Annotated in this window: 18 protein-coding genes; 10 read left to right on the top strand and 8 right to left on the bottom strand. The window is 64.2% G+C overall.

Going from position 1 to position 17145, the window contains the following annotated elements; translation table 11 throughout:
- Nucleotides 1-10 precede the first annotated feature (10 nt).
- The 9 genes from JQN66_RS08405 to JQN66_RS08445 all read left to right on the top strand — a co-directional run bounded on the left by JQN66_RS08405 (nucleotide 11) and on the right by JQN66_RS08445 (nucleotide 10631).
- Nucleotides 11-943, top strand: a complete 933-nt coding sequence (locus tag JQN66_RS08405; RefSeq protein WP_204677369.1) for an FKBP-type peptidyl-prolyl cis-trans isomerase — start codon at nucleotides 11-13, stop codon at nucleotides 941-943.
- A 38-nt stretch (nucleotides 944-981) separates the two neighbouring features.
- On the top strand, nucleotides 982-1377 hold the full coding sequence (locus tag JQN66_RS08410) for an FKBP-type peptidyl-prolyl cis-trans isomerase (protein WP_188948205.1): 396 nt from the start codon (nucleotides 982-984) through the stop codon (nucleotides 1375-1377).
- A 99-nt stretch (nucleotides 1378-1476) separates the two neighbouring features.
- Nucleotides 1477-3480: a helix-turn-helix transcriptional regulator gene (locus JQN66_RS08415; RefSeq protein WP_204677370.1), complete on the top strand. Its 2004-nt coding sequence runs from the start codon at nucleotides 1477-1479 to the stop codon at nucleotides 3478-3480.
- Entirely contained in the window at nucleotides 3481-3840 is a 360-nt protein-coding gene (locus tag JQN66_RS08420; RefSeq protein ID WP_204677371.1) for a hypothetical protein, read from the top strand. It abuts the gene before it with no gap.
- 32 nt (nucleotides 3841-3872) lie between these two features.
- Nucleotides 3873-4088: a Sec-independent protein translocase subunit TatA gene (gene tatA, locus JQN66_RS08425; protein WP_047119106.1), complete on the top strand. Its 216-nt coding sequence runs from the start codon at nucleotides 3873-3875 to the stop codon at nucleotides 4086-4088.
- A 75-nt stretch (nucleotides 4089-4163) separates the two neighbouring features.
- Nucleotides 4164-4964: a twin-arginine translocase subunit TatC gene (gene tatC / locus JQN66_RS08430; RefSeq protein ID WP_204677372.1), complete on the top strand. Its 801-nt coding sequence runs from the start codon at nucleotides 4164-4166 to the stop codon at nucleotides 4962-4964.
- A 78-nt stretch (nucleotides 4965-5042) separates the two neighbouring features.
- Complete coding sequence (locus JQN66_RS08435) at nucleotides 5043-7829, top strand: DEAD/DEAH box helicase (protein WP_204677373.1); 2787 nt, start codon at nucleotides 5043-5045, stop codon at nucleotides 7827-7829.
- Between the two features lie 69 nt (nucleotides 7830-7898).
- Complete coding sequence (locus JQN66_RS08440) at nucleotides 7899-9506, top strand: amidohydrolase (protein WP_204677374.1); 1608 nt, start codon at nucleotides 7899-7901, stop codon at nucleotides 9504-9506.
- A gap of 396 nt (nucleotides 9507-9902) precedes the next feature.
- On the top strand, nucleotides 9903-10631 hold the full coding sequence (locus JQN66_RS08445; protein ID WP_204677375.1) for a polyprenol monophosphomannose synthase: 729 nt from the start codon (nucleotides 9903-9905) through the stop codon (nucleotides 10629-10631).
- 150 nt (nucleotides 10632-10781) lie between these two features.
- Here the strand turns inward: JQN66_RS08445 and JQN66_RS08450 are convergent, their stop codons facing one another.
- The 6 genes from JQN66_RS08450 to zapE all read right to left on the bottom strand — a co-directional run bounded on the left by JQN66_RS08450 (nucleotide 10782) and on the right by zapE (nucleotide 15413).
- Nucleotides 10782-11129: an RNA polymerase-binding protein RbpA gene (locus JQN66_RS08450; protein WP_188948211.1), complete on the bottom strand. Its 348-nt coding sequence runs from the start codon at nucleotides 11127-11129 to the stop codon at nucleotides 10782-10784.
- Between the two features lie 187 nt (nucleotides 11130-11316).
- The gene (locus JQN66_RS08455; RefSeq protein WP_188948212.1) at nucleotides 11317-12234 is read right to left on the bottom strand and encodes an SPFH domain-containing protein; all 918 of its coding nucleotides are present in this window, start codon (nucleotides 12232-12234) and stop codon (nucleotides 11317-11319) included.
- Between the two features lie 65 nt (nucleotides 12235-12299).
- Complete coding sequence (locus tag JQN66_RS08460; protein WP_188948213.1) at nucleotides 12300-12773, bottom strand: NfeD family protein; 474 nt, start codon at nucleotides 12771-12773, stop codon at nucleotides 12300-12302.
- Between the two features lie 104 nt (nucleotides 12774-12877).
- Entirely contained in the window at nucleotides 12878-13726 is an 849-nt protein-coding gene (locus JQN66_RS08465) for a putative RNA methyltransferase (RefSeq protein WP_204677376.1), read from the bottom strand.
- Nucleotides 13726-14364 carry a peptide deformylase gene (locus JQN66_RS08470; RefSeq protein ID WP_204677377.1) on the bottom strand — a complete coding sequence of 213 codons (639 nt, stop codon included), beginning with the start codon at nucleotides 14362-14364 and terminating at the stop codon, nucleotides 13726-13728. Before JQN66_RS08470 ends, JQN66_RS08465 begins: the two co-directional genes overlap by 1 nt.
- 2 nt (nucleotides 14365-14366) lie before the next feature.
- On the bottom strand, nucleotides 14367-15413 hold the full coding sequence (gene zapE / locus JQN66_RS08475; protein ID WP_204677378.1) for an AFG1/ZapE family ATPase: 1047 nt from the start codon (nucleotides 15411-15413) through the stop codon (nucleotides 14367-14369).
- 318 nt (nucleotides 15414-15731) lie between these two features.
- Between zapE and JQN66_RS08480 the strand changes: the two genes are divergently transcribed.
- On the top strand, nucleotides 15732-16088 hold the full coding sequence (locus JQN66_RS08480; RefSeq protein WP_188948217.1) for an ArsR/SmtB family transcription factor: 357 nt from the start codon (nucleotides 15732-15734) through the stop codon (nucleotides 16086-16088).
- 305 nt (nucleotides 16089-16393) lie between these two features.
- Here the strand turns inward: JQN66_RS08480 and JQN66_RS08485 are convergent, their stop codons facing one another.
- Complete coding sequence (locus tag JQN66_RS08485) at nucleotides 16394-16648, bottom strand: dihydrofolate reductase family protein (protein ID WP_239464178.1); 255 nt, start codon at nucleotides 16646-16648, stop codon at nucleotides 16394-16396.
- A gap of 66 nt (nucleotides 16649-16714) precedes the next feature.
- Nucleotides 16715-16984 carry a dihydrofolate reductase family protein gene (locus tag JQN66_RS08490; protein ID WP_204677379.1) on the bottom strand — a complete coding sequence of 90 codons (270 nt, stop codon included), beginning with the start codon at nucleotides 16982-16984 and terminating at the stop codon, nucleotides 16715-16717.
- Nucleotides 16985-17145 lie beyond the last annotated feature (161 nt).

Genomic DNA, 17145 nt, shown 5'->3' on the forward strand with positions numbered 1-17145 from the left:
AAGTAGATTCGTGCGCAAAGTTTTGGCAGCAGCCGCCACCGCTTCAATCCTCGCCCTGGCCGCCTGCGGTTCGTCCTCCAGCAGCGACCTGTCGGACATCAAGGTCACCCCGGCCAAGGATGCCAGCACCGCTCCCGAGGTCAGCATCGACGCCCCCTTCCTGACCGAGAAGGACGAAGCGGTCAACGTGGTCAAGGGAGACGGCGCGGAGATCAACGAGGGCGACACCATTTCGGTGAAGTCCGGCCTCTACAAGACCATTGACGGCAAGCTCACCGCAGAGAACTTCACCGGACAGGCCGCCCCGATGGTGCTGGACGACCAGTTCAAGCAGACCATGCCGGCGCTGTACAACGTGCTGATCGACTCGAAGGTCGGGGACTGGGTCGCCTACTCCGCCATTGAGAGCACCGATGCCACCGGCGCTGCCAAGACCCCGGAGCCGGGTAGCCGCGCCGAACGCATCATCGTGATGACCATCGAGAACACCACCCCGGCCAGCGCCAAGCTCTCCGAGGACGAAACCGCGACGCTGAAGAAGGAAGGCAAGCTGCCGACCGTCAGCTTCAAGGACAAGCTGCCGACCATCACCATCCCGAAGGACGTCGAAGCGCCCAAGGGCCTGATCGTCGACGTGCTGGAGCAAGGCACCAAGGGCGAAGCCGCCACCGAGACCTCCACGGTCAAGGCCAAGTACCTGGGTGTCACCTACGCCGACGGCAAGGAATTCGACGGCAACTTCGACGCCGAGGCCACTCAGTTCGGCCTGAACCAGGTCATCAAGGGCTGGACCCAGGGCCTGACCGGACTGAAGGCCGGCTCCAAGGTCATGCTGACCATTCCGTCGGATCTGGCCTACGGTGATTCCTCTACCAGCGGATCGCCCACCGGAACCCTGGTGTTCTACGTAGAATTGACCGAGGTATCCGCCGCGGCCGGCTAACAGCAGGCCACCTATCGACCACAAGAAAGGCCGTGAATATGTCGTTCGGAGAACGCAACTACGACCGCACCAAGCCGGAAATCGACTTCCCGGGCACCGACGCACCTACCGAACTGGTCATCACCGACCTGGTCGAGGGCACCGGCGCCGAGGTCACCCCCGGCACCACCGTCCAGGCCCACTACGTGGGTGTCGCCTGGTCCACCGGCGAGGAGTTCGACTCCTCCTGGGGCCGCGGATCGACCCTCGACTTCCCGGTCGGCGTCGGCATGGTCATCCAGGGCTGGGACCAGGGCCTGCTGGGCATGAAGGTCGGCGGCCGCCGCCGCCTGGAGATCCCTTCGCACCTGGCCTACGGCGAACGCGGCGCCCCGGGCGCCATCGCGCCGAACGAAGCACTGATCTTCGTGGTTGACCTGATGGGCACCAAGTAGCCAGACCGCTTGACGCAAAAAGCCGTGGCCCCGACTTCTTCGGGGCCACAGCTGTCTTAAAAGTCTGCGGTCAGCACCAAAAATCGCTAGGGTTATCTCGTGAGCACAAAGCAATCTTCAGGACCGAGCAAGGCTGAGCGTCTGACCAGCCTCATCTACGCGTTGGCCACCACGCCGCGGAAATTCACCACCGCAATGATCGGGGAGTACCTCACCCCTGAGGGAAGCGACGCCGCCCGCGAAAAATCCGTGGAACGGCTGCGCGAGGAAATCCGCAACGACTTCGGCCTGCGCCTGATCGCTGAAGAGGTCGACGGCGAGACCCGCTACGGCATCGACACCAGCGACTGGTTCCTGCCCGAGGTCGCCTTCACCCCGGCCGAATCGGCGATGATCTCCCTGGCCGCGAGCCTGTGGAAGGATTCGAAGCTGCAGGCCCTGGGCCTGAAAGCAGCCGCGCGGATCACCGGCTCCAGCGTCCCCGCCCCGGTCGCGCCATTCGCCGGCTCGCTGCTGCCGCGGCTCTCGCTGGACGCGCCGAACTTCCGCGAATGCGCCCTGGCGGTGTTCAACCGCAAAACCGTGAAATTCAGCTACGTCACCGCCGGCAACGTCGAATCGACGCGCGAGGTGGACATGTGGGGGATCGGACAGCGCTTCGGCAACTGGTACTTCACCGGCTTCGACCACACCCGCGACGCCCAGCGGGTCTTCCGCCTCTCGCGCGTCAAGGGCAACTTCAAAACCACCATCCGACGCGGCGGCACCAGCAGCGCCGGCTACCGGCCGCGCCCGGCGGACTTCAGCATGTCCCAGGTGCTGCTGGACTTCGACCTGCGCAACCCCGGACATCTGGCCACCGTGGAGATCCGCGACGACGCGGCCACCCCGCTGCGCGTGCGCGCCCTGAACGGCGCCTCCACCCAGAACCCGTTGCGCATCGCCTACGCCGACCCCGAATCCTTCGCCGCCGAACTGGCCGCCTACGGCCCGGCGGTCAAGGTGCTCGAACCGGCGCCGCTGGCCGAGCAGGTCGCTGCCACGCTGCGCGCGGCCCGCGACGCCCAGGCCCAGCTGGCCGCTGACCCCAGGATGCATGCCGCGTCCTTCCGGCCGCAGCGCGCCACCGGACGCGGGACCACCGCGTCCCAGGTGCTGCGCAACATCGACATGATCCAGTACGTGGTCTCCCACGGGGTAGTCCAGGTCGAGGAGCTCGCCGAGCGCTACCAGATGCCGGTGGACAAGGTCCGCGAGGAACTGGCGATGATCATGATGTGCGGTGTTCCCGGAGGCCAGCACGACGAGCTGATCAACGTCAACGACGGCGATTTGGAGGCTGACACCGTCACCATCTCCAACGCCGCCCTGCTAGCCGAACCGCAGAAGCTCGCGCCGCTGGAGGCCGTCGCGGTGCTCGGCGGGCTGAACGCGCTGGCCAGCATCCCCAAGTTCGAGCACCGCGAGGTGCTGGACTCCGCGCTGCACAAGATCAACGCCGCCGTGGCCCGTTTCGAAGGCTGGAACGGCTCGCTGGGCTTCGCCCTGTCCCAGGTGCGCGAACACGACATCCCCTCCCAGCTGGTGGACGCAGTGGTCGGCTCCCAGGTGCTATCCATCGACTACTATTCAGCCCACTCGCAGGCGCACCAGCGCCGGGAGGTGGAGCCGGTGCGGCTGGTGGAGGACGGAGCGACCCAATACCTGCGCGCCTGGTGCCGCACCCGCGAAGACCTGCTGACCTTCCGCGTGGACCGCATCCTGGATGCCAAGGCCACCGGCGAGGTCTTCGAACGGGGACCGCGCCACCGCGACGACGAGGAACTCGACATGCGCTACCGCGGTTCGGCCGAGGACCTGCAGGCGGTGCTCTACGTGGACGACGAGGAGCTGCCGGCGGTGGAGTCCTTCCAGCCCACGGAATGGTCCAGCTCGAAGATCGGCAGCGGCTACCTGGCCAAGGTGCGGATCTCCTATGATCTGGTGCCCGCGCCGCTGGTGGCGCGCCACGGCGGTAAGATTGCAGTGATCTCTCCCGACGCTACGCGTGAACGCGTGCGTGAATGGTTGGACGAAGCTATCCGGATGTATGAGGATAAATAAATGCTCCCTTGGTGGTTCTGGACCTTGCTGTGGACGGTCCTCGTCCTGGCAACCCTGCTCTGCGCGGTGCTGGCCGGCTTCCGGCTGTTCCGGCAGGGCATGAAGGTGTTCGACACGTTGGGGGAGGCCTCCGAGCAGCTGGGCGCCGAATTCGCCAAGCCCGGCACCGTCGTCGACTACGCCCCGGCGGGCCGCCGCTATCCGCACGGCACCGAGGCGACCCACGCCGATCCGCGGAAAATCAAAAAACTTGTGCGCAAGGGCAAGGCCGAACGCATCGAAGCGCGGCGGGTCCGCCGCGTGGCGCGTCGCACCGAGCGCGGACAGGCGCAGAACATGCAGGACTTGGGCCTGTTCTAACGTAGACTTGAAGTTGAGAGAAGGGAATCCACATGGGTGGCTTGCAGGGATGGCACTTGGTCATCATTATCGTTTTGGCTCTGCTGCTTTTCGGAGCACCGAAGCTTCCAGGTCTGGCGCGTTCAATGGGCCAGTCGCTGCGCATTTTCAAGTCGGAAGTCCGCCAGATGAAGGACGACGACCCTAAATCGGAGACCATTGACGGAACCGTCAATGACTCGAATCCCAACGAAAAGAACAACTCGTAGACCTTTTCAGTGGGAACTAACGCAAAGAAGACCCCGCGGACCAAGAAAAAGCGGGCAAAAAACGACGAAGGGCGGATGTCTCTCAAGGAGCATCTCGTCGAGGCTCGCAACCGGCTGTTCAAGTCGCTGGTTGCCCTGGCGCTTGGCACCATCGCCGGTTTCTTCCTCTACGACCAGCTGCTTGCGCTGATCATCGCGCCCGTGAACGCCGCGGGCGGATCAGTCAATTTCACGGCCGTCATGTCGCCGTTCGACATCATGATCAAGGTCGCGTTGTTCGTCGGTCTGGTGGTTTCCTCGCCGGTCTGGATCTACCAGATCTGGGCTTTCATCGTCCCGGGGCTGAAGAAAAAAGAGCGCCGCATGTCGATGGCCTTCGCCGGTGTCGCGGTGCCGCTGTTCCTGTTCGGCGTGGCCATGGCGTACTTCATCCTGCCTTTCGCGCTGCGCTTCTTCATCGGGCTGACCCCGGAGAACTCCGAGATCCTGGTCACCGTCGACAACTACCTGCCCTTCGTCTTCAGGCTGCTGCTGGCCTTCGGCCTGGCCATGCTGGTGCCGGTGCTCATGGTCGGACTGAACATGGTCGGGGTGCTGTCCTCCAAGGTGATCCTGAAGAACTGGCGCATCACCGTGTTCCTGATCGCCCTGGTTGCCGCGATGGCGGCCCCGGGCGGCGACGCGATCACGATGTTCGCGCTGGCCGGACCCCTGTTCATCACCTTTGCCGCAGCCACCTTGTTCTGCTTCATCAATGACAAGAAACGCGCCAAGAAGCAGCGGATCCAGGATGCGGAGAACGAACGGCTTGCCTCCGGCGCCATGTCGGATATCGACGCGCCAAGCACCATCGAGGAACCGAACTCCCAGCTGTAGCCGCCGCTGCGGCGCCCACCACCACCTTGTGTGTTCGGATAGCGGCTGACACCGCGTCCAGAAAGTGAACGGCCACCTGTGACTTCCCCTGCGGAACGCTACGCGAATTCCAAGGCGCGCCAGGTCGAATTCGGCACCAGCCTGCCGGACTTCCGGGCAACCCTTTCCTTCGACCTGGACCCGTTCCAGGCCGAAGCCTGCCGCAAGGTGGCCGAGGGCCACGGCGTCCTGGTGGCCGCTCCGACCGGAGCCGGCAAGACGGTGGTGGGGGAGTTCGCGATCTTCCAGGCCATGGCCGAAAACCGCAAGGCCTTCTACACCACCCCCATCAAGGCGCTGAGCAACCAGAAGTTCACCGAGCTGGTCAAGGTCTACGGCCCGGAGCAGGTGGGGCTGCTCACCGGCGACACCTCCATCAATTCCGAGGCGCAGATCGTGGTGATGACCACCGAGGTGCTGCGCAACATGCTGTACGCGGATTCGCAGACGCTGGACGGGCTGGGCTACGTCATCATGGACGAGGTCCACTACCTCGCGGACAAGTTCCGCGGCGCGGTCTGGGAAGAAGTGATCATCCACCTTCCCTCCAACGTGCAGATCATCTCGCTGTCCGCCACGGTCTCCAATGCCGAGGAATTCGGCGGTTGGCTGGATACCGTGCGCGGGGACACCGACATCATCGTCTCCGAAGTGCGGCCGGTGCCGCTGTTCCAGCACGTCATGGTCGGCCCGAACCTAGTGGACCTGTTCGCCGAGGACGTCGCCTTCGACAAGGTCGCCGAGGGCGACATCAAGGCCAGCGTGAATCCGGAGCTGCGCAAGCTCGTACGCAGCCACAGCCCCGGCGGCCGCGTGCAGCGCGGACGGGGCCGCGGTGCTCCACGCGGGCCGCAGCGCGCCCCCGGGCTCAGCCAGCGCGTCTCCCGCTCTTCGGTCATCGCCAGGCTCGACCGCGCCGGGCTGCTGCCGGCGATCTTCTTTATTTTCTCCCGCAAGGGCTGCGACATGGCCGTGCAGCAGTGCGCCATGGCGGATCTCCGCCTGACCACCAACGAAGAAGCCGCGCAGATCGCACAGGCGCTGGACGAGGTGGCCTACAGGATCCCCAACGAGGACCTGGACGTGCTGGAATTCTGGAGCTGGCGCGACGGGCTGGTCCGCGGCTTCGCCTCCCACCATGCCGGGCTGCTGCCGATCTTCAAGGAAATCGTCGAGGACCTGTTTGCGCGCAACCTGGTCAAGGTCGTGTTCGCCACCGAAACCCTGGCCCTGGGCGTGAACATGCCGGCCCGTTCGGTGGTGCTGGAAAAGCTGGTCAAGTTCAACGGCGAATCGCACGTGCAGATCTCCTCGGGTGAATACACCCAGCTCACCGGGCGCGCGGGACGCCGCGGCATCGACGTGGAGGGCCACTCCATCGTGCTGTGGAACGCTGACATGGAACCCGAAGCGCTGGCCGGCCTGGCCTCGCGCCGCACCTACCCGCTGAACTCCTCGTTCCGCCCGACCTACAACATGTCCACGAACCTCTTGGCGCAGTTCGGCCGCGAGCAGACCCGGCAGATCCTGGAAAGCTCCTTCGCCCAGTACCAGGCCGACCGCTCCGTGGTGGGCATGGCCCGGCAGGTGCGTTCCAGGGAGGAGTCGCTGGCCGGCTACGCCAAGTCCATGGAATGCCACCTGGGCGACTTCACCGAGTACCTGAAGCTGCAGCGGGAGCTGGCGGCGCTGGAGAAGACCGCGGCGAAGTCGCGCCGGCATGAGCGCCGTTCGGCCGCCGAACGCTCGCTGCAGGCGGTTATCCGCGGCGACGTGGTGGACCTGCCTGGAGGGCGCCGCTTCGGCCGCGCCGTGGTCGTCGCCCTGGACGAGGCGATGTACAACCCGCGGCATACCGTGCTGACCGAGGAGGGCCAGCTGCGCCGGCTGTCGGCCGAGGACCTGAACGGTCCGCTGCAAATCGTCTCGCGCATCCGGATCCCCAAGGGTTTCACCGGAAAGAGCCCGAAGGAGCGGCGCGACCTGGCTTCCTCGTTGCGCAACGCGATCTACGACCACCGTCCGCCGCGCCAGGACGCGCAGAGCTTCGACTTCGAGGGTGCGGACTCCTTCGAGCGCGAGATCGAGAAGCTGCGGCTGCAGCTGCGCGACCACCCGTGCCACGCCTGCTCCGAGCACGATGACCACATGCGCTGGGCCGACCGCTACTGGAAGCTGAAGAAGGACACGGAGAAGGCCCGGCGCAACATCCGCGGCCGCACCAACACCATCGCCACCCAGTTCGACAAGGTCTGCAAGGTCCTGGAGCAGTTCGGCTACCTGCTGCCCAGCGAGGACGGGGAGGACTTCAGCATCACGGACTCCGGCCGGCGCCTGCGCCGTATCTACGGCGAACGCGACCTGCTCACCAGCCAGGTGCTGGAAACCGGCAAACTGACCGGGCTCAAGCCCGAGGAGCTGTGCGCCGTGGTCGCCTTCCTGGTCTACCAGGGACGGCGCGACTACGACCGGCCCGACCCGAAAATGCCCACCGAGAAGATCGCCGACATCTTCACCCAGACCATCAACATCTGGGGTCCGCTCTCCGACGCCGAGGAAGCCCTGGGCCTGAACCCCACAGCCCCTCCGGAATCCGGCCTGATCTGGCCGATGTACAAGTGGGCGCGCGGCTCCAGCCTGAACAGCGCGCTGCGCGGCACGGATCTGGCCCCGGGCGACTTCGTGCGCTGGGCCAAGCAGGTCATCGACACCCTGGACCAGTTCGCGAAGAACACCGACCTGCCCCCGCAACTGGTGCGCGGAGCCTACCAGGCAGTGGACAGCATCAAGCGCGGCGTCGTCGCCTATTCGAACGTGCTGGACTAGCGCCGCACCCGCAGAGTTTATTCGCGCCGGGCACGGCCCGGCGGCGTGGAATGAAAAGGAAGTTAGCACATGGCAAAAATCCTGTACCGCAACGGTTCGGTGTATTCGGCCGCCGACCCGTTCGCGACCTCGATGGTTGTGGACGGCGACACCGTGGCCTGGATCGGCGGTGAGGAGGCTGCCGACCGCCACGCGGAGCACGCGGACGAGGTCGTCGACCTGTACGGCGCGCTGATCACCCCCGCCTTCGTGGAGTCCCACACCCACCTGGCCGCGCTGGGCCGCACCCTGGCCGGCGCCGACCTGGGCACCGCCGACAGCGCCGCCGCGCTGCTCGCCCTGGTCTCCGAACGCGCCCGCGCTTCGGCCTCGCTGGTGCTGGCCCAGGGCTGGGACAACTCCTCCTGGGCCCAGCCTGAACTGCCCGGCGAGGCGGAGCTGACCTCCGCCGCCGGCGGACGCGGCTACTACCTGGTGCGCCGCGACGTGCACAGCGCCCTGGTCAACCGGAAGCTGCTCGACGAGCTGGAACTGGGCGACATCGCCTCCGGCGTGGTGCGCGGCGCCGAACACGACGCGGTGCGCGAGGCCCTGGCCGGCACCGCGGCGGAGGCGGACTACCAGCGCCTGGCCCTGGAGCACTACGCCTCGCGCGGCTTCGCCACCGTGGTGGAAATGGCGGCCCCGCAGCTTGAAGGCCGTGCCGCGCTGGATGAGCTGCTGTCGCTGGATCATGCAGAGCTTCCGCAGGTCTACGCCTTCTGGGGCGAACTGGTCTCCGACGCCGGGCGCGCCGACGAGCTGATGTCCAGCTTCCCGGCCGGCCGCGTGCTCGGCCTGGGCGGCGATCTGCGGGTCGACGGCTCGCTGGGCAGCCACACTGCCTACCTGCGCGAAGACTACGCCGATGCGCCGGGCACCCGCGGCAACCTGTACCTGAGCCGCGAACAGATCGCGGAGCATCTGGTCGCCTGCAGCCAGCGCGGCATCCAGGCCGCTTTCCACGTGATCGGCGACGGCGCGCTGGACGCGCTGCTGGACGCCTTCGACCTGGCCGCCGGTCGCATCGGCACCGCCAAGCTGCAGATGTGCCGCCACCGCATCGAGCACGCCGAGATGGTGGACGAGGCGGCCCGCCAGCGCCTGCTGCAGTATTCGATCATGGTCTCCATGCAGCCGGGCTTCGACGCCGCCTGGGCCGGCGAGAACGGCATGTACACCGCCCGCCTGGGGGAGCGCGCGCAGGGCATGAACAACCTCTCCGCGATGCTGTCCTCCGGCGTGCCGCTGGTGCTCGGCTCCGACGCCCCGGTCACCGAGGTGGACGGCTGGAAGATCGTGCGTGCGGCGATGAACATGGCGGACGCCGACGCCCGCATCTCCGCCCGCGCCGCCTTCCTGGCCCAAACCCGCTCGACCTACCGTGCGATGGGGGAGAGCAACCCGCTGGCCGGCCAGCTGGTCATCGGCGCCCCGGCGACCTTCGCCGTGTGGAGCGCCTCGGAACTGGCCGTGCAGACCCCGGACGTGCGCATCAGCTCCTGGAGCACCGACGCCCGCGCCGGCACCCCGATGCTCCCGGTCGTCGACGAGCAGATCCCCGCCTGCCTGCGCACCGTGCGCGCCGGGCGGATCCTGTTCGACCAGTTGGAAGCAGCGGCGGGGGCCTCCCTTTAAGCCGCGGCGCCGGTGTCCGAAAAAATTCGCAACATCTTGTCTGACTTGAAGATATTGGACGAAGATTGTGGTCACCAGTTGGTTGACAGGCTGGGTGGGTCACCCATTAGGCTGTACTAAGCGCCTCTTCGTGATGCACCCAGCATTGTGTTCGAAACGACGCAATTTGAATAGCGATCCCCGGTGACCTTAGATAACATTTCCCGAGTTTTCCAACCTGTGAAATAGGGCCGAAGTCACTGGGGATCGTTGCGTTTTCCTGTGTCTGGGGCGATGCCCGCGGTGCCGGGTGAGTATACTTTGAATTTGGATCAGCCCTCATACGCAGTATTCCGGGCATACCCCCATGCCCCGTGAGGGCTCATTGCAGCCGTTAACCTAGAAAGGTGCCGCCGAGTGCGCGTCATTACGATCATTCCGACCTACAACGAACTGGAATCCCTCCCGCTGACGGTTGGAAGGCTCCGGACTGCCGTTCCTGACTCGGACGTACTGATCGTCGACGACAACTCGCCCGACGGCACCGGCGATTTGGCCGACAAGATGGCCGCCGAGGACAGCAATATCCACGTGCTGCACCGCACCGGCAAAGATGGCCTGGGCGCCGCGTACATCGCCGGGTTCGAGTGGGCCCTGGCCCGCGACTACGACGTGTTGGTCGAAATGGACGCCGATGGCTCGCACATGCCCGAGCAGCTTCCGCGCCTGCTGGAGGCCAGCGCCGCCGGAGCAGACCTGGTGATCGGCTCGCGCTGGGTCAAGGGCGGCGAGGTCGTGAACTGGCCGCTGCTGCGCAAGATCATCTCCCGCGGCGGCTCCTTCTACTCCCGCACCATGCTCGGCTTGCCGCTGCGCGACATCACCGCCGGCTACCGGGCCTTCAAGCGCCAGACCCTGGAGGAAATCGACTTCGATGCGGTCGAGTCGCGCGGCTACGGATTCCAGGTCGACATGACCTTCCGCGTCGCCATGATGCGCAAGCGCATCGTCGAAGTTCCGGTGACCTTCGTGGAACGCGAATTGGGCGCTTCGAAGATGAGCGGCAACATCGTCTTCGAAGCCATGTGGAACGTGACCCGCTGGGGCCTGGGAGCCCGCTGGAAGAAGCTGACCTCGCGCAAGTAGCGTCTGCCCAACAAACCACTCGCGGCGTCCGCGAAGCCCAGACTTCGCGGACGCCGCGTTGTTGTGTCCGGCTTCGCCGGCGCTTAAATGACTGCGGGGCCGGTTCCCTCCTGTTTCAGGAGGGAACCGGCCCCGCGGCATCGATGCTGTCTAGACGGCCTCGCCACGCGCGGTGCGCAACTGGGTCAGACGGTCGGCCAGAATCTTCTCGAGTTCTTCTTCGCTGCGGCGTTCCAGCAACATGTCCCAGTGAGTACGCACGGGCTTCTCATTGCTGGCTTCCTCGGCCTTGGCCTCCCCATGCACCAGCTTGGCTTCCTTGCCGGTCTTGGTGGCCCAAGTTGCAGGGATCTCTGCCTCGGCGGCAAAGACGATGAAGAGGGTTTCACCCTCTTCGGTACGGTATTCGACGCGCTGACGGGCAGCCGGCTCCACACCTGCCTCAGATTCCATGCTCTGTGCACCCAGGCGCATGCCTCGTAGGCTGCGATCGCTCATGTTTTCCCTCCGCGATGTCTAAAAAATTCGCTACACGTACCAACGTTTGGCGCGCTGAAATAATTCCGTCTCAAGTGGCGGAAGAAAATTCTTTACACCAAAACATCCATTATACGCGTCTGCGGCGAGGTGCAAGCTTCGCACCTCGCCGCAGCGTGGATATTGACCTGTTCGGGTCAACGCGGAATCAGATTCCGTCGGTGGAGCCCGGGTTCTTGGCGGTTCCCGTTCCGCCCAGCGCGCCGCCGATTCCCTTGAGCGCTTCGGTCAGCTCGCTCGGGATCACCCACAGGGTGTTCGAGGTGCCTTCGGCCAGCTTCGGCAAGGTCTGCAGGTACTGGTAGGCCAGGAGCTCCTGGTCCGGTCGGCCGGCGTGGATGGCGTCGAATACCTTCTGGATGGCCTGGGCTTCGCCGTCGGCCCGAAGGATCGAGGCCTGGGCATCGCCCTCCGCCTTGAGGATGGACGCCTGGCGCTTGCCCTCGGCGGTCAGGATGTCGGACTGCTTGGTGCCTTCCGCCGTCAGGATCGCGGCGCGGCGGTCACGCTCTGCGCGCATCTGCTTCTCCATGGAGTCCTGGATCGACAGGGGAGGATCGATGGCCTTCAGCTCGACGCGCGAGACACGGATGCCCCACTTGCCGGTGGCCTCGTCCAGCACCCCGCGCAGCTGGCCGTTGATCTGGTCGCGGCTGGTCAGGGCCTCTTCCAGGTTCAGGCCGCCGACGACGTTACGCAGCGTCGTGGTGGTCAGCTGCTCCACTGCCTGGATGTAGTTGGCGATTTCGTAGGTGGCCGCCCTCGGCTCGGTGATCTGGAAGTACACCACGGTGTCGATGGAGACGACGAGGTTGTCCTCGGTGATCACGGGCTGCGGCGGGAAGGACACAACCTGTTCGCGCAGATCCAGCAGCGGGAGCAGCCGGTCCACGAAGGGAATCAGGATGGTCAGACCCGGATTGAGGGTGCGGTTGTACTTGCCGAGGCGTTCCACAATGCCTGCTCGTGCCTGGGGCACGATACGCACACTGCGTAGTAGCACGACGATCACGAAGATCGCCAGAACGACAAGGACGATGGTCAAGCCAAAGCCATTACCGGTCATGGTTTGTACTCTCTTTCCTTGTGCTTGAGTGATAAATCGATGGGGCGGCAAGCTGCCGCTGCGGATTAGTTTTCCGGGGCCAGGGGCGCCGGTTCAAGATATGCGGTGGCTCCCTGAACACGCCGGACCACCGCGTAGGTACCGGGCATCATGGTGGGGGAGTTCGCCTCGGCGCGTGCGGTCCAGATCTCGCCATGGATCTTCGCAGACCCGGACAGGCGCGAGGTCGGCTCCAAGATCAAGGCGTCCTCGCCAATCAAGCGTTCGATATTCGTTCGGAATCCCTCGGGAGATTTCTTCAGATGCCGCACCGCTATGGGCCGGACCAGCAGGATCATCAGCAGGGAAACAACGCAGAAGACGACAACTTGAAGCCACATGGGGCCGCCCGAGAGGGCGACGGCGACGCCGCCGAGTGCGCCTACCCCGAGCATGATGAAGTACAGGTCGAGCGACAGCATCTCGATGATCGCCAGCAGCAAAAACACCGCGAGCCAGATGACCCACGCGTTGCTGATGATCCATTCGGCCGTTGTCATGGCATCCACCTTTGCTCAAATTGATCAATGGCCCGTTGCGAGTGGCCTTTTCTCCATTCTGCCGTAATCAGCGAACGAAAAGTGTAGTCATTTTGGGGTATTTTCTAGCCCTGCGGGACGAATAAATGTATGTCGAAGGATGCTGTTACGGTGCGCCGGCCGAGCGCGTCGGCTTTGGCGCGCAGGACCTCTGCGGCCAGATGGTGCCCGGCAGGCCCCATGGAGGCCAGATTAAACAGGTCCTCGGGTTCCAGCTCCATCTGGTACTTGATGTTGCGGGAGCTCAGATGGGTCAGCTGCTCAGCGCCGAATTTCTCGACCAGGGATTCCTGCTTGCCGCCGGCGATCGAAAGCATGTCCAGCGGTTCGCGGACCTCTTCCAGATGGTCGGCGGCCCCGGTGACCACCAGGCACAGGCCCCGCGGGCGCAGCACGCGGCGGAACTCCGCAGGGTTGTGCGGCGCAAAGCAGTTGAGCACCACGTCGCGTGATCCGTCGCCGCTGGGGATGGCCCGCCAAACGTCCCAGACAACCGCGAGCGTATCCGGCAGCTTGGCGGCCCGGCGCATGGCGAACCGGGAGATGTCCATGGCCAGCGCGTCCTTGCGCGCCGCCGGATGGCGGTCCAGGATTTCGCCAAGGTAGTAGCCTGTGCCGGCGCCGGCATCGATGATGTCCAGCTGCTGGGCAGTGTGGTGCCCGGTGACCAGGGCGGCGAGTTCGGCGGCCAGCGGGGCGTAGTGCCCTCGATTTTGGAAGGCCTCGCGGGCCAGCACCATGGGCGAGGTGTCCTCGAGGAAATTCGTCCCCTTGCCGGTCAGGAAGTTGAAGTAGCCCTGTTTCGCCGCGTCGAAGCGGTGGCCCGCCGGGCAGGCCAGTGTGCGGCGCGGTTCGCTGGACAAGTCCAAGGCGCCTTGGCAGACGGGGCAGAGCAACGTGGTGGCGTCCGGCATCAGAATCCCAGTGCTTCCTTGGCGGAGGCCACGGACAGGCCCTGGTGGCGCCACAGTTCGGTCTCGTTGATCAGCGAGCGGGTGGCCGCCTTGTCGATGTAGACGGTCCCGGACAAGTGGTCGGTCTCGTGCTGCACGATCCGGGCCTGCCAGCCGGAGAATTCACGGACCACCGGGTTCCCCTCGCGGTCCTCGTAGCTGGCTTTGATGTCCGCCGGGCGGGTCACGACGCCTTGGAATCCGTCGAAGGACAGGCAGCCTTCGTAGAATTCGGCGGTGCGTTCCCCAAGCTGCTCGTATCGCGGGTTGAAAATCTCGAAGTACTCCAGCGGTTCGCGCTCGCGTTCGGCCGCCATGTCTTCGGGCAGGCTGTAGAGGTCTTCCAGCACCGCGATCTGCAGGGGAATACCAATTTGCGGGGCGGCCAGGCCGACACCCGGAGCGGCGTACATGGTTTGGCGCATGACCGACAGCAGCTCGTCGAGCAGTTTCCCCGGCAACTGCCCGGTGTAGCGGACAGCCTGCTGGCGCAGCACCGGGTGGCCCAGCTGGACGATCGGCACCACGTTGTTCTCTGCCGTGCCGAGCACGCCGGCGACGAGGATCTCGAGTTCTTCGGGGGAGTAGGTGATGCTCATGCTCAGAGGCCCATCCGTTCAAGTTCAATGAATTGCAGCTGGGCCAGGCGTGAGGCCAGCCGGTCGCGTTCGGTGTCGTGCAGCGACGAGCCCAGGTGTTCGAGCCCGTCGGCGGTATACAGGTGCAGCTCGATGTCGCGGTCGTAGAAGATGTCCAGGACGTTCGCCAGACGGCGTTCCTCGTCCATGGGCAAGTCCCGGCTGGCCGGAACTGCGGTGATATGCCAACGCGTGAATCGTCGGACCAGCTCCAGATAGTCCGCCGTGTTGCGCCGGGTGCCGCACAACTGGTCAAAGCCGATCCAGATGGATTCATCCGCCACGCAGGCCGGGCCGATCTCGTCGTATCCGATCCGGATCATTTCTCGCCGTGCGGTGCTTGGCTCGGCGGTGACGCCCACCGACAGGGTGCCCGCTCGGTACCCCCGGTCGCAGGCCTCGCCGTCCACGGCCAACGTACGGTAGTCGACGGATCCATCGAGTTCGAAAACGGTGAAGTTATCGCGGATCGAGGCGATGGTCGGCTGGACCAGATGGTGGAAGGCATCGTCGTCCAGCAGCCGGTCCGGCTCGTAGTTCGAAGTGGCCACCAAGAAGATCGAATGTTCCGCACAGTACTTGACCAGCCGCACCATCAGCATCGCGTCGCCGGGCTCGGTGCAGTGGAACTCGTCGAAGACCAGGGTCTTCAACCCCTTGAGCTCGCGTTCCAGCCCTTGGCTGAAGATCGCGCCGAGGCGTTGCCCGGGCACACGGTTTTTGGGGGAGTTCAGGTTCTGGAAGAACTCGTGGAAGTGGAACCGCGCGGTGGTTTGCCGAGGCGAAGAGGCAACCAGCGCATTGATGATCAGCGTTTTGCCGCGTCCCGGCGGGCCGTAGATGTAGGCTCCATGGTGTTCGTCAGAGAACCTGCTGGCGGCTGCGGAGCTGAGAATCGAGATCAACCGCATCTGCTGGGTGTCGGGAGACACCTGATGGTCTTCGATATTCCGCAGGATCCGAGCCTCGAGCTCCCTGGCCGGTGCTGATATCGGGGGCAAAGAAGGCATAGGTAAATCTTCCCATCTGCCGCGGTGTTGGCCAATTTACGTGCCCCGGGCCACGCCATAAGCGGTCGAGAGCACCACGAAAGCCACGGATAAAGGAAAACAGAAGGTCAAAACACGTATTGAGTTCTTCGAGTTAGATGATTTATTCGGGGGAGCAGTCTGTGCGCTGGAGGGGAAGGCAGTAATTTCTGAGATCTCCGGGGTGAACCTATCGCTTTATTCGCTTGCATGACCATAATGGACTCACTTGCGAACGGGAAGCATGTAGCGGCTCCGGGAAAGTCCCGGGCGCCAAGCGGATGATTGGGAGCGTGTGTCATGACCAGCGAACCTGTGGTTGAACCGATGCGCGACCAAATCATCGACGGCGACTTGCTGGACATGTCCGTATTGGTACTGAAGACGCTTTCCGATCCGGCGCGGTTGCAGATTCTGTGGGCTTTATGCCAGGAGGATCGCACGTTGTCCGAGCTGGCCCAGCAGGTTGGCGTGACACCGACAATTGCGAGCCAGTTGCTGACGCGGCTTCGCACGGCTGGCGTCCTGCAAACGCGTAAGTCCGGCCGCCACATGATCTATTCGATGCGTGATGAGCGTGCGCGTGAGTACATCCGCCAGACGCTGGACTTTGCGCGGTACCGCATGGAGCAGCAGGCTGACGGCGAAGCTTCGTGACACGCTGTCGCTGATGTGGTCCTGTGATGCGATTTCAATGAAAAACACCCACTTTCCGGGACATTGCAAATAAGCCGATAATCTACATTATGTAAAGTGGTGGAAATCTGGCGGTCCCCAACCAACTGCTGGCTGATGGTTGACCTGCATGTGCAAGCATTCTTTGATGATGCCTGCGCTCAATGGAATCACCCCCGTAGGGATTGACCAGTGGTGACGATCCAGCGTTGTCGATAGACAGCCGGGCCGGAGCGATCGAGAGCCGTCCCGTTCACCATCTCCGCCTGAGGATTGGCCTCTCACGTTCAGGAATCCGCAGATCGCTGGTAGGTCAGGATGGCGACGCCGGTCGGCGAGATCAGCGAGTCTGACAAGATGAAGTTCCTGCGGTGGTCGTCATTTGCGAAAAGTCGTTTTCCGGAGCCGAGGATGACCGGGTACAGAAGCAACGTATACTCATCGATCAAGTCATTTTTCGCCAAGGCTTGAAGCAATTGGCTCGAACCGAAAACGACCAGGTTTCCGTTGCCCGATTCACGCAACTTGCGGACTGAGGCCACCAGCTCTCCCCCGAGGCGCTGGCTGTTGATCCATTCGAGCTCGCTGGCGCTTTGGGTGACAACATACTAGCGCATTCGATTCATGGCCGCGATGGCGGGGTCTGCTGCGTTCGCCTGCGACCAGACCTCGGCGAAGATGTCATAGGTCCTTCGGCCCAGCAACATGCCAGCCGCGGAAATCGTGGCCTTTTGCATGACTTCGTCGACGGTGTCATCACTCGTCGCTGCGGCCCAACCACCGGCCGTGAAGCCTCCATCACGGTCTTCTTCCGACGACAATGGCGCTTGCATGACCTCGTCGAGACTGACGAAATTCACGGCAACGATGCGACCCATTTCGCGCCCCCTGCACAGAGTTGGTCTACACCATTCCACAAACTTTGCGGCGTCGCCAGGCGGTACCAGTGAATATTCTTCAGACCCTGCCTGGGTTCAGAAGGCTGCTGACCGACTGAGGCAAGTTCGAAGGCCCCCGGGTGGTTCTCTGGAGGAATTGT

The organism is Glutamicibacter protophormiae (assembly GCF_016894325.1).
Classification (GTDB): domain Bacteria; phylum Actinomycetota; class Actinomycetes; order Actinomycetales; family Micrococcaceae; genus Glutamicibacter; species Glutamicibacter protophormiae.